Source organism: Ferdinandcohnia sp. SAFN-114 (genome assembly GCF_059415045.1).
Window position 1 is genome coordinate 1 of record NZ_JBPFDQ010000118.1, and the last position, 13,038, is coordinate 13,038.

The following is a 13,038-nucleotide window of genomic DNA, read 5'->3' on the forward strand; positions in this document are numbered from 1 at the left end:
CCAACAGCCGTCTGATTTTAATTGATTAATTATAAGGGGGCGTGTTTTTTGAAACAGAACTTGATTCCTTATAGTATACAAATTGCTATGTTAAAACAACTGCTAACCCGTAAATAATTACCGAGAAAGAATATTACATGGTTCAAAATAAATTAATGAAAAAATATGGCATCATTTCTGATATTACAGGCTGAATTGTGTTTCTATTGGCGATACAATAGAAATAGACTGAGCAATCTGTTTATGTGTTTTTTGTTTGTTGAGAATTTTTTAAGTAGTTTTTTCAATTATGCAACAAACATCTCTTTTGTGTTGGGACTTAGTACAAAGGGAGAAAATAGAGTATAGCTCACTTCCTTTTATGACACGAAAGGAGGTGAGAAAAATGAAACCATCTTCTTTTCAACCAACCATAGAAAATCAATTTTATTATATCTGTAAGAGTGCGATGGAAGATGAGCGTAAAAATCATTTCAAAAATCTATCGAGAATTTCAAAACAAGAAATTTCCTTTTCTAATGCAGAGAATTCTCTTGTGAATCAATTATTTACTTTTGATCACTATGCCACGGATTTGCAAATGTTCACAGTGTACGGTTCTAACATTGGTGTAAAAAGTGATTTGTTAAGTGAAGCATTACGAAACCTGACAAAGAAAAACGCAGGATTATTATACTTTATTATTTTATGGATATGAGAAATGTCTAGATGAAATCTAAATATACCTAATCCATCGAAATCCTTTTATATCAACGTTTTGGGAATTGTTATATGGATAAAAATGTATGAAAAAGGGTTGAAATTGATGTTACTAGAACCAATTTGAACCAAACTGATAGATGTTAGTTGAATACAATTATTATTTACGAAATTTTTACTTTAGACAACGTAAGCTCAAAATCAGATAGATTGGCATATTTTTCAATAATACATTTTACAGCATTATTATCTTCACCTGTATTTAAAAGGCTTAATAATTTCCTCGAAAACGCTTTCATTAAACAGGCTTCTTCAAATGTCATATTCAAATACTTATAGATTGTTTTACGTAAAGCTTTTAACTTCCTCGCAACTTACGAAATCCTTAATGCGTTGTCATGTAAACGATGAATCTCAACACATAAATAACACTAATTCTAATCCATTAGTTCCTACCAATAAACTAAATAACCCAGTTTATTAGAAGTGTATTTAATTGTGAAAAAGTGTTCAATTCAAATGTACAAATTCGGAGGTGCGGATGTTTTCTTTGACTATTTATAGCTAAAGATTTCTAACATCGAGTAAATCAAGTAAGCAACACGGTATTTATGTATACAACTGCAATTAAAAATATTAAATAACAAGGGCTTGTATAACAAATAAATGCCGTTTAATGGTAGTGACTCCTAAATGTTAGATTTTTTATAAGTCCATTTAGGTTATAGAAAATAAAAGAGGAGTTGAGATCTTCGCAATTACCGAATTTAAAACACAACCAATTTTCAAGTCCACATGATTAGGGAAATTAGCTGATTGCTATTATTTAGTATGTGAGAGAAAAAACTGTTGCAAATAGTAATGATTACGATTTATAATAATGAGGTACATTTCAAATCGTAATCATTACGTTTTATCCTCAAGAATCGATTGAATATTAACTTAATAATTCAATACATCGAGTTTTTGTATATTCTAGTTTTCGAAATAATTTTATTTTAGAAGCAACAATGTCTACGCAAAGAAACATATCAATTATTTGGGGGGGAAAGTAATGGGAGTCAAAATTACTTTAGCATCTACATAAGCAAGCGACAGAAATTATATTATTACAAATAATAAGCGAACAAATCTTGACCGTATTGCAAACAAAAAGTTTTGTTCTCGTTTGAAAAGACATACTTTTATCGGGAAACAAAATAATTAATTTCAATCTAGACAAAAAGATGTATTGATTTGGATAAGTATGAGGTATAAAACGTAACAATTACGTTTTATATAAAAATAATAGATAGAAGATTGGAGATGAGAAAATGAAGAAACTACTAATTGGTTTATTCAGCTCGTTATTACTTTGTTTGGTTTTAACAGCATGTCAAGGAATGAAAGAAGAGCAAGTAAGAGGGAAAGAAGAAATTCATGATGAGGAACACGATCACGTTGATGAGCATTCGAATGATGAAGAGACACAAGTTGGGATAAAAATTGAAGGTCTCGCAGCGCATTATCATACTGGAGATAAAATTGAGTTATCAGCTGTATTAGATGAAGAATCAGAGTATGAACATTGGCACTGGTATAGTAGAGAAAGTACAAGTGAAGAATGGGAAGTCGTTTCAGGTCAGGAAACAGAAACATTCATAGGCGAGGCAACGACTGATGGCTTAGAATTAAAAGTTGTTTTGTTTGATGATAATCACGAGCCAATCGTTCAATCAGAGCCAGTTAAAATCGTCATTGATGATCATCATGGACATGACGAAGCAAGTCAACGAATCTATCAAGGATATTTTGAAGACGAGCAAGTGATAGACCGTGAGTTATCTGATTGGGATGGAGATTGGCAGTCTGTTTATCCATATCTTTTATCTGGAGATTTAGATGTTGTGTTTGAACATAAAGCAAAAAACGGAGATATGACTGCTGAAGAGTATAAAGAGTATTACACAGTAGGATATGAAACAGATGTAGATCACATCAAGATTGAGAATAATGTTGTAACATTCTACCAAAACGGTAAAGAATACTCAGGTGAGTACGAATCAGATGGATATGAAATCCTTACTTATGAAAAAGGTAATAGAGGAGTTCGTTTTATTTATAAATTAGTAGATGGAACAGAAGGTATGCCTCAATATATTCAATTTAGCGATCATAATATTTTTCCAGTCGACTCAGATCATTTCCATTTATACTGGGGAGATGATCGAGATGAACTATTAGAAGAAGTTACGAATTGGCCAACATATTATCCAGCGGAGTTAGATGCAGAAGGTCTAGTGCGTGATATGTTAGCTCATTAGTGGCATTTTAGAAGTAACTTGCCAATAAAGATGTTAAAAAGCAGTATCAGTGACAATGTCTGTTTCTATTCTTCTCAAGATATTTTATTTAGAAAAAAATAAACCTTTATAGATTTATAGGGCTCTATAATGAATGTGGTGGTGAGTTGAATCAATACCTAAAAATAGGACAAAAAACAGACTCCCCCCTCTTTGTTCACCAAAAGCTGTGAAACAAAAAGACAAAGAAGAGGGAAAGACTCTAGTCAAAAAAGGTTTAAAAATCGAGAAAGATATATTTCTCACCACCACATTTGATAATGAATCATTTTTAGAGGGAGTTAAAGGAGATAAATTTTTAATGTAGGTAAAAGGAGAGAAAGAAATGAAACGAAATAGCTTAGTGGCAATTTTACTTATTACAATGATTGGTGTTATTCTTTTTGGCTGTCAAAATGAAGAAAACACTTCAGATAATAAGCTTTCGGTTATAACATCATTTTATCCAATGTATGAATTTACTAAACAAGTAGCTGGGGATCGAGCAGACGTAATGTTAATGGTCTCTGATGGGCAAGATGCACACCACTATGAACCAAGTGCTAAAGACGTGGCACATGTCAATGAAGCAGACGTGTTTGTTTATAGTAGTGAAGATATGGAGCATTGGGTAAGCAGCCTACTCAAAACAATTGAAAACGATAATCTTGTTATAGCTCGTGCAGCGGATGGTGTTGATTTAGCCAATCATGACCACGGACATAGTCATCATCATGAAACAAATCATGAAGCTACTGAAATTATAACAATTAATGGTGTTGAGCACCATTATCATAAGGGTGACATGATTAAGTTAATTGCAGAAATTGATGAAGGTGTAGATTATGATCATTGGCATTGGTATACAAGAAAAGGTTCTGACGAGGAGTGGAAAACTGTTCCAAATCAATTTGGACCTGAATTCAATTATGAAGCAATTGAAGAAAGTTTTGAGGTGCGAGCGGTATTATATGATGAAGCTCATAATGAAATTGCACAGTCAGAAATAATAGAAATTGTTATTGATAATCATCATGGACACGATCAAAACCATGACCACGAACATGGAAGTGAAGAAACAACTGCAAAAGTGGATATAATCGGGATTGCTGATCATTATCATACAGGAGATGTCGTTTCACTTGTTGCTAAGCTTAAAGAAGAGACTGACCTTGAGAATTGGCAATGGCTTACACGCGAAAACCATTATGAAGAATGGGAAGTAGTCACTGGTCAAGAAACGGACCATTTTGAGTATAAAACGTCTGAAGAAAGTTTTGAAGTTAAAGCAGTACTTTATGATAATGATCATAATGTTTACGCAGAATCAGAGCCAGTGTCCGTTTTAATTGACAATCATGACAATCAAGATCCTCATATTTGGTTAGATCCAGTTTTGGCACAAGAGCAAGTAAAGGTTATCCGTGACGCACTTATTAATGCGGATCCAGATGGAAAAGACATCTACGAAAAAAATGCGGAATCATTTATTAAAGAACTTCATGAATTGCATAAAAATTATGAATCCGCATTTAAAGATGCAAAAAATCGGGTGTTTGTCGTACAACACCAAGCGTTTGGATACCTTGCTAAGCGTTATAATTTAGAGCAGATTGCTATTGGTGGCTTATCTACAGAAGTCGAACCAAGTCCTTCACGTATTGCAGAGATTGGAGACTTAGTGAAAGAATATAATGTGCCAGTTATCTATTATCAACAAGGAGCTAACTCAGCAATTGCACAAACTGTCGCCAATGAAACAGGAACGGAGACAGCAGTACTATATGATTTAGAAGTAATATCTAAAGAATTACATGATAAGAATTTAGGCTATTTAGACGCAATGCGTGAGAACCTGAAATCTCTACAGTTAAGTATTCAATAATATGTTGATTAATTAGATGAGTGGATACTAAAAAATTATTATTCTATTTATTAATTAATAGAATGCTATATATGCTACATATTTTGAATATGTAGAAAGAATAAACTAACTAATAGAAAGGTTGTTTAATATGAATTATATTAAAGTGAAAAATCTTGCCTTTCATTATGAAGATGAACCAGTACTAGAAAATATTTCTTTTGAAGTGGATCCAGGAGATTTTGTGATGCTTACGGGAGAAAATGGTGCGGCTAAGACAACACTTTTGCGGAATATTTTAGGTCTCCTTAAACCATCAAAAGGAAGTGTTCAACTTTCATCTAAAAACCGTATGGGTGAAAAGTTAGTTGTAGGCTATGTTTCCCAACAGGTCGCTTCCTTTAATGCAGGTTTCCCGAGCACTGTACTAGAACTGGTGCAGTCAGGGCGTTTTCAAAGAGGCAAATGGTTTAAAAGGTTAGATAAAGAAGATAAAGAGCATGTTCGTCGTTCCCTTGAATCAGTGGGAATGTGGGAGATGCGTCATAAAAAGATAGGGGAATTATCAGGTGGACAAAAGCAGCGGATATCAATTGCTCGTGTGTTCTCAACAGATCCAGATTTGTTTATATTAGATGAACCTACAATTGGAATGGATGTACATTCACGTAATGAATTTTATAAATTATTGAAGCACAATAGTACAGAGCATGACAAGGGTATTTTAATGGTTACACATGATCATGAAGAGATTCGTCACTACGCTAATAAACACATTGAGTTGATACGGAAGGAGGACTCACCTTGGAGATGTTTTTCTATGGATTCATGCAAAGAGCTTTCCAAGCTTCATTTTTAATCTCATTAATCGCTCCAATATTAGGATTGTTTTTGGTATTGCGTAGGCAATCACTAATGGCAGATACTTTATCTCATGTCTCGTTAGCTGGGGTAGCGCTAGGTCTGTTAATTGGTATCAATCCGACATGGACCAATATTCTCGTGGTAATCATCATCGCAATTCTACTTGAATTTTTGCGTCAGATTTATCGCACATATTCTGAAATTTCGATTGCCATATTAATGTCTGTCGGAATGGCAGTAGCGCTTGTCTTGATGGAAATAGGTGCTGGTAGAACTACATTAAGTGTAACGCAATTTCTATTCGGTTCAATTGTTACTATTAACAAAGAACAAATATGGATGTTACTAGGATTAACGATAATTATCGGATTATTATATTTAATATATCAAAAACCTATGTATGTTCTTACATTTGATGAGGAAACAGCTTTTACAGTTGGCCTGCCTATTAAAATGATGTCGATTTTGTTTAATGTGTTAACAGGGGTCACAATAGCAGTAATAATGCCGATTGTCGGGGCTTTACTTGTCTCAGCCATTATCATTTTACCTGCAGCTATCTCGCTTCGTTTAAGCAAAAGCTTCTACGGTGTCATATTAAATGGAATGGTCATTGCACTTGTCGGCATGTTAAGTGGTTTAGTCGCTTCTTATGAATTGGGTACACCACCAGGCGCTTCCATCACAATAATTTTAATGTTGATTTTTGCAGTCATAACACTTGCAAAGTACATGTTACATTACTTGAAATTTGATAGACTATTTAATAAAAGTCAAGGCTAGAATGAAATAAGCAGAAAAGACAAATCGAGTTTACGTCGTAGAATTGTTATTTCAAATACTAAATTCCAAACTCTACTTAATTCTCAATGTATGAAAATCATTGAAACCTTCAAATCAAATATATAAAAATTATAAAAAAAGAACTAAAAGAATATTTCTACAAGCTATTATTAGAAAGAAGGATAGGTTATAAGCTGTTATACTAAGTTGGGTGCATAGAGTAACAATAGATTGACAATATCATAGTAATGTGTCTGCAGAAGAATATATAAGAGAAGCATTACCATTCATAACGAGAGAAATGGGGATTTATAGTCACGATTAGAGCATTTTCAAGAAGTTCGACTAACTACTATAATATAATAGCCCATGCATTATACTTGGCGTCTAACAACATTCAAGTTATTATAGATAAATAAAATCCTTAATTAGGGTGATGATAAATGAAGTTTTCAAAGGCTACAGATTATGCTCTACATACGATGCTTTTTCTTACTGCAGCGACTCCGGATAAACCTGTTGGCGTTCAGCTGCTTGCTGAGAAGCAAAAGGTGTCACCAACTTATCTGTCCAAGATACTGACCAAGCTAGTAAAGGCTGGTATGATTGAATCCATAACAGGAGTGAATGGTGGATACAGGCTGAAACGAAATTGGGGAGATATTTCATTTCTTGACATTATTCATGCGATTGAGGGATCAGCCTCTTTGTTTGATTGTAGTTTCGATCACGGGCCAGATTGTCCGATTCAAAGAGTAGTATTGGCAGCAGAGGAAAAAATGGAAGAGCATTTGAGAAATAAAAAAATGTCCGATCTTGTGCAGGAAATGAACATCGTTTTCTAGCACATATTCTTTCAACCAATTATAGATAATATATATCTCTAAAATCTTTAATGAAATTATAAAAAAAATTAGGAGATTCAAAAAATGAACATGTATAAAAGTACCGTATAAGTTGATTCAAGATACAGCGATCTTTAATCCGGTATTGTAAAACGATGTCCCCGAAAGATTATAGGAAAAAAATCGAAAGTTAAGGAGGAGTTTCTGTACGTAGTCTGCATATTCATATCGCTAACTGTCATCGAATTTTACTAGGGATTTATGACTGAAAAATCCATATACAGAGAAAATCAGCGCCTATCGATGGTGTTTCAAAGATGTGCGAATTATTTAAAAGTCAAATGAGCTAGTGGATGAGTTCTTATGTAAGGAGGTGATGCCAACATGTAATGTAATCATCGTAGCACAGTTAGAATACAGTATAAACTGAATTATGGTTATTTTCAGTAGTACTGGTTAGGTCTTAACAACATATGAGATGTACAGAGTAATTATTGGGCGTATACACATTTGGAAAGTTAATCTAATAAGAGGAAGTGAGTTAATCATGAAGGAAGTTGATGTTGTTATTATTGGAGGAGGTCCTGCTGGTTTAAGTGCTGGACTTATATTAGGACGAGCTAGGAAGAAGACATTGATTATCGATGAGGGGCAACCGCGTAATGCTGTCACTAGAGAGGCTCATGCCTTTTTAACACGTGATGGCATTAGCCCACATGAATTTAGAAATATTGCAAAAGAACAGCTTCGCACGTATCCGTCGGTTTCCCATTTGGAAGATACGGTCGAGTTGATAGTAGGTGAAGATGGACAATTTTTGTTGGAAACTGCTTCAGCGGTGAAGATAGCCGCAAGAAAACTGTTGTTTGCTATCGGAATGAAGGAGCGTGATCTTGGTATACCAGGGTTGGCGGAGGTCTATGGTAAGAGTGCGTTTGTATGCCCGTATTGTGATGGCTGGGAACTAAGGGATCAGCAATTAGTTGTCATAAACAGAGGAGCGACATTAATGCATTTTGTCCCATTGCTTTCTGGGTGGTCGAAGCAGTTAGTAGTTTGTACAAATGGTCCTGATGAATTGAGTGAAGCAGAACGTGAAGAATTGCGTGCACATAATATCCCGGTATTCAATACGCCAATTCATTCAATCCAATCAAATGAGGGCATGGTAAACCATGTTAAGCTTGAAGATGGAACAGAAATTCCGTGCACAGGAATTTTCTTCAAATCAGAATTGGTAATTGGATCGGAATTGCCAGTCGCACTTGGTTGCCGTATATCGGATACAGGAATAATTGAAGTCGATGAGTTTGGAAAAACAAGTGTACCTGGTGTTTATGCAGCGGGGGATGCAACTACACACTTGCACCAATCTATTGTTGCAGCTGCTTCAGGCGCTGGATCCGCAGCCGCAATAAACGGAGAATTAAATCGAGAAGAATGGCAGAAGAGCAACGTTTGATTCAAATTCTAAATATATTTATGAAGAGGACCTTAAATTTATAATGTACCCTTTGTAAAAGACACTTTTATAAGGCCGAGCTACTTGAAGAAAGTGATTCCAGCACTATGAAATACTCCTCATTGGTAGACAGATTAAAAATAAAAATCTCCTTCTATCTTTGGGGAGCATTTTCAACAATGGTAATTTTTGAAAAAAATGAAGTGATAATAGCTTACAAAAATGAAAATATATACTCGTAGTGAGTTATGTTCAGAACCATTTATAAATCAACTCTTTAGAAAAGGTGGCAGGGATACTCCTGCACGGTTTGCCACTGTGCAAAACGGTCCTAAAACAGGCGTGTCAATTTGTGGAAATAACCGTAAATATATTTAGTCGGTGTGGAGGATAATTCTGTCCACGAAGCGGATAGACAACCAGAGATGAGATTATTTCCACAAAAAAGGAGCCATTCCTTCTTTGTGAAGCCCCCTTTAGTTCAGTAACAATTCCTGTACTCTACTTGAAGAGTTCCATATACGTCAATATCTTCATATACATTTTGCAGAAGTCTATTTTGTCTTAATGTCCTCCTCTTTTGTAATCCAGCTTTCTCCAATACTATGTATTTTACACATGACTTTTGATACACTGTTTCAGGAGGTGTTTTTATATGACTGCCAAGGGCAAAAAAACATTGCCACAAAAACGTACAGTTATTTTTACCGTAACTATTCTTTATACTATTTTGATACTATATTTTATTTTTTTCGCTTTCGGCAGAATAGGTGCATCTGCAAGCACGACTGGGGTCACCTTTATTTTCTTTCCGATTGAGTTCTACCATTTGCCAAAGATTTCTGATTTTCTGCATCCTACTCTGATGGATTTCGTAGATCTAGGGAATGTGGCAGCCTTCATTCCATTCGGCATATTGATTCCATTGTTATTCCGTGTGAAGTTTATTCGTTTCTTTTCATTGTTCTTCCTGTCTATTCTCGTGATCGAAACCATACAGGCACTAACTTTGCTCGGAAGCTTTGATATTAACGATGCCATACAAAACTCTTTAGGTGCAAGCATTGGATTCGGAGCGTACAAACTGGGGTATCGGACAAAGAACTTTTGGCTAAATATGGCTATTACCGGTATCTCGTGTATTGTTCTTCTAATCGGGGTATTAGCAATTTGCGGAATTGTGGAGAAAACGTTGACCAAAGCAGAGGGTCCCTTTATAGCTTTGAATGAACTGAAAGATAGTTCCGGGCATACAACAGCAGGAACAAAACCGTACAGCTTTAAAGTTAGCGGTCAAAACGTTGAACCTGAATATAATGTATTTGACGCCAAAAGCAAAGGAAGTGAAACCTACACGTATACGTCCAAGAAGGAGATTATTTTTTCATTTTATTATGGAATACCGGACTTAATGGATAGTGATGGAGGTATACGAGTTTTAGTCGATGGTCGTGAGGTATTATCCGGCTCTGGAACGGAGCAAATGAATTATCCGGAATTGTTCCCACAAATGTTTGAAATTCCACTTGAACGTACAAGCAAGATTATGATAGTCGTTAAGGGAAATATAAAGCTTTGGGATGTAGGGTTTAGGGAAATGAAATATTTCTGGAATTGATCCAAACGTTTTGTTCAAGATAATGGTCTTTTTTTCCACCCCAAACATGCGGTGGTTGAGGAAAGACCTTGAAAACTCATATTAAAGATTTAGCTAAATAAACATATAGTTAAATATCCGAAACTAGTGAATACTTAATATCGTAAAGGTAAGCACAACGATAGAGCTTGTCAACGGGGATAGATTCTGCCTTTTTTATTGCCAGCATTTCTTAAACGCATTGAGACTGTCATAGTTTCTGTTCCTCCTAAATTCTTATTTATACTAGCGCATTTTCTCACAAAATAAATTCATTTAATCAATATCGAGGGATATAAAAGTAGGAAAAACGCCAAAAGGTCTCTATTGTTATTGGAAAAGTAAATTCTACTCTTTGTTAATTTAGGCTTTAGATTTTTCCTTATGGAGTTTAATAATTAAGCCAAATACGTTCAAATTCATGCTTTATCTTGCAATTCCAAGAAAAACAAAAAATCCGCGAATCCGTGATATGTTAAGTTTTCTAAGGCTAAGTTTTGCAAAAAGAATTTCCTATTCTAATATGCCTCCAGGTTTGATTCGGCCTGTCAAGTAATCTCATCCTTCTCGTCCATAGAAGAAGAATGACCGTTTGATTGCTCGCATATAAATTGAATTCTCTCTGTCGAAATATAATCCGAAATGATTTGCTTCATTTGAACAATCGCACTAATATGGCCTGTAGATTATCTTTTTCTTTTATATAATGGAGTAGTGCTATGAAATCTTTCTCTTTTCCCATATAACAGTAAATATTTCTAATATGTCTGGGTGTGGAAGCCCAATGAATTAGGGTGCGTTAAAAGCGTTAATTACTTTATTACGCACCTTATCCTACTTGGCTGACTCATAAAGATCCGAAGAACGAAGACCCTTAACTTAATCGATAATTCTTCTCTGCTTTACAGACGAATTAGAAGATCATAATTAGGGGGCTGAAAAGGATGATTAGGGTACTTTTTATTTAAGGCCTATCGCTTTTAGTTTCCTTCAATAATTTCAGTATTTCATCTAACTTGTTTTCTACTTTAAGTGTTTGATCCAAGTGATAAACCTCTTTTCTACTTAATGCTGAAGAGGATTCAGAAATATCGTTTTTTATATGATTAGCAATGTTATTTAATATATTTGCGTTCTCTTCAACACCTCGGTGTAGAGCAATATAATATTCCTTGGTATCTTCTAATTTTTTATTTTGATGTCCTATCTAAGGAGGATGTTAGAAGCACAGAGGTTTAAATTTAATAAATTTTTTGGGTGCTATGTTAGTTATTAATAACTACCTATTTGTTGGGGGAATACTTCTCCCATTCAGTGTATGCAATTTTACAATAATCCTAAGGAGGATGGAACGATGACAAAAATCAATTTAACTATTGGAATTATTCTAGGAAGCTCACGCCCAGGAAGGGTTAGTCCACAAGTAGGTGAATGGGTAAAAGAAATTGCCGACAAGCGCAGTGATGCCAATTATGAGATTGTCGATGTCGTAGATTATAACTTACCTTTCTTTGGAGACATCAGTGGTGAAAAACAAGTCTTAGAATGGTCAAAGAAAATTAGTTGTTTAGATGCGCTTGTATTTATTACTGCTGAATACAATCACAGCATTACGGGAGTATTAAAAAATGCCCTTGATTCAGCTCGAGATGAATGGTATGACAAAGCAGCTGGCATTGTAAGCTATGGTTCATCAGGAGGAGTTCGTGCAGCGGAGCATTTACGAGGAATTTTGGCAGAGTTGCGTATTGCAGATGTTCGCACACATCCCGCATTGTCAATGTTTACAGACTTTGAAGAATTTAATGTTTTTAAACCTGCAAAATTACACGAGAAACATGTTAATGAAATGTTAGATCAAGTAAATTCATGGGCATCCGCTTTAAAGTCAGTTCGCAACTAGAAAATAGGTCAAATAGTCTTCTTGATTCTAAAAACATTCATAATTTATCGAAATATTAACTCTGAATACTCTTCTAAAAAAGGATTTAGATATTTAAATAGGAGCTGATTTTTTGAGCTAACAGCATATATCTTTACGCACGAATACAACCTAAAAAACCGTTGTTTGTTAGGAGTGCAAAACTATATAGATAGTTAAAATATCAAACGGCGGTTTTGAAAATAAGAAAATTCAAAACCGCCGTTTTTGCGAAAAATAGGATTACGAAAGGTGTATTAAGTTCGCTCTTTATTAAGGACACGGCGATATGAAGGAGGTTATCGCCGTGTTTATTTATGTTTACCCTGATTTAATATCACTCGACCTATCAAGAAAGGTCTTAAAGTGCTATGGGATGGCTGCAATGTGCGAATACACAATTTCTAATAAAATATATCAACTTTTATGCCCAGCTGTCTTATGTTCAGTTGGGCTTTTTTGTATTTAATGAATATTTTTTAAAATATTGCTCTTATTTTTGGCATTTCATAAAAAATCTTGTTGAAGGTTATGAAAGGGGAAATCATCACCCACCTTTGCAGTTGCGAAGGGAGAGGAAATGCATGATAGAACCAGATCGTACCGAGTGGCAAGTTCGCTGTGCATTTAATGCTTTTTGTAA

The 13,038-nt window shown here is 34.8% G+C and carries 11 protein-coding genes and 2 pseudogenes; 12 read left to right on the top strand and 1 reads right to left on the bottom strand.

The window, feature by feature from the left end; all coding sequences use genetic code 11:
• Positions 1-385: 385 nt before the first annotated feature.
• Positions 386-705, top strand: a pseudogene (locus ACR65M_RS24390) (sigma-70 family RNA polymerase sigma factor); the annotation flags it as partial.
• A gap of 158 nt (positions 706-863) precedes the next feature.
• Here ACR65M_RS24390 and ACR65M_RS24395 read toward each other — a convergent pair.
• Positions 864-1,022, bottom strand: coding sequence for a hypothetical protein (locus ACR65M_RS24395; protein ID WP_440274642.1), 159 nt, complete (start codon positions 1,020-1,022; stop codon positions 864-866).
• 785 nt (positions 1,023-1,807) lie between these two features.
• Here ACR65M_RS24395 and ACR65M_RS24400 point away from each other — a divergent pair.
• From ACR65M_RS24400 to ACR65M_RS24450, 11 genes and pseudogenes are all read left to right on the top strand, one after another.
• A complete protein-coding gene (locus ACR65M_RS24400; protein WP_440274644.1) occupies positions 1,808-1,906 on the top strand; it encodes a hypothetical protein in 99 nt (32 codons plus the stop codon).
• Between the two features lie 106 nt (positions 1,907-2,012).
• Positions 2,013-3,002 carry a ZinT family metal-binding protein gene (locus tag ACR65M_RS24405; RefSeq protein ID WP_033826672.1) on the top strand — a complete coding sequence of 330 codons (990 nt, stop codon included), beginning with the start codon at positions 2,013-2,015 and terminating at the stop codon, positions 3,000-3,002.
• Between the two features lie 208 nt (positions 3,003-3,210).
• Entirely contained in the window at positions 3,211-3,348 is a 138-nt protein-coding gene (locus ACR65M_RS24410) for a hypothetical protein (RefSeq protein ID WP_154665482.1), read from the top strand.
• An 18-nt stretch (positions 3,349-3,366) separates the two neighbouring features.
• Positions 3,367-4,905, top strand: a complete 1,539-nt coding sequence (locus ACR65M_RS24415) for a metal ABC transporter solute-binding protein, Zn/Mn family (RefSeq protein ID WP_156987657.1) — start codon at positions 3,367-3,369, stop codon at positions 4,903-4,905.
• A gap of 130 nt (positions 4,906-5,035) precedes the next feature.
• Positions 5,036-5,743: a metal ABC transporter ATP-binding protein gene (locus ACR65M_RS24420; RefSeq protein WP_033826670.1), complete on the top strand. Its 708-nt coding sequence runs from the start codon at positions 5,036-5,038 to the stop codon at positions 5,741-5,743.
• Positions 5,689-6,531: a metal ABC transporter permease gene (locus ACR65M_RS24425; RefSeq protein ID WP_156987653.1), complete on the top strand. Its 843-nt coding sequence runs from the start codon at positions 5,689-5,691 to the stop codon at positions 6,529-6,531. Before ACR65M_RS24420 ends, ACR65M_RS24425 begins: the two co-directional genes overlap by 55 nt.
• A 443-nt stretch (positions 6,532-6,974) precedes the next feature.
• A complete protein-coding gene (locus ACR65M_RS24430; RefSeq protein ID WP_033826668.1) occupies positions 6,975-7,376 on the top strand; it encodes an Rrf2 family transcriptional regulator in 402 nt (133 codons plus the stop codon).
• Between the two features lie 547 nt (positions 7,377-7,923).
• Positions 7,924-8,838, top strand: coding sequence for an NAD(P)/FAD-dependent oxidoreductase (locus ACR65M_RS24435; RefSeq protein WP_306068092.1), 915 nt, complete (start codon positions 7,924-7,926; stop codon positions 8,836-8,838).
• A 655-nt stretch (positions 8,839-9,493) separates the two neighbouring features.
• Positions 9,494-10,456, top strand: coding sequence for a VanZ family protein (locus ACR65M_RS24440; protein WP_033826666.1), 963 nt, complete (start codon positions 9,494-9,496; stop codon positions 10,454-10,456).
• Between the two features lie 1,372 nt (positions 10,457-11,828).
• Positions 11,829-12,377, top strand: coding sequence for an NADPH-dependent FMN reductase (locus ACR65M_RS24445; protein ID WP_440274643.1), 549 nt, complete (start codon positions 11,829-11,831; stop codon positions 12,375-12,377).
• Between the two features lie 389 nt (positions 12,378-12,766).
• A pseudogene (locus tag ACR65M_RS24450) lies at positions 12,767-13,038 on the top strand (hypothetical protein); the annotation flags it as partial.

What these genes read in the sequence shown, in the direction of transcription:
- ACR65M_RS24440 (WP_033826666.1), top strand. Translation starts at nt 9,494, where the DNA reads ATGACTGCCAAGGGCAAAAAAACATTGCCACAAAAACGTACAGTTATT.
- ACR65M_RS24435 (WP_306068092.1), top strand. Translation starts at nt 7,924, where the DNA reads ATGAAGGAAGTTGATGTTGTTATTATTGGAGGAGGTCCTGCTGGTTTA.
- ACR65M_RS24445 (WP_440274643.1), top strand. Translation starts at nt 11,829, where the DNA reads ATGACAAAAATCAATTTAACTATTGGAATTATTCTAGGAAGCTCACGC.
- ACR65M_RS24405 (WP_033826672.1), top strand. Translation starts at nt 2,013, where the DNA reads ATGAAGAAACTACTAATTGGTTTATTCAGCTCGTTATTACTTTGTTTG.
- ACR65M_RS24420 (WP_033826670.1), top strand. Translation starts at nt 5,036, where the DNA reads ATGAATTATATTAAAGTGAAAAATCTTGCCTTTCATTATGAAGATGAA.
- ACR65M_RS24395 (WP_440274642.1), bottom strand. Translation starts at nt 1,022, where the DNA reads ATGACATTTGAAGAAGCCTGTTTAATGAAAGCGTTTTCGAGGAAATTA.
- ACR65M_RS24430 (WP_033826668.1), top strand. Translation starts at nt 6,975, where the DNA reads ATGAAGTTTTCAAAGGCTACAGATTATGCTCTACATACGATGCTTTTT.
- ACR65M_RS24415 (WP_156987657.1), top strand. Translation starts at nt 3,367, where the DNA reads ATGAAACGAAATAGCTTAGTGGCAATTTTACTTATTACAATGATTGGT.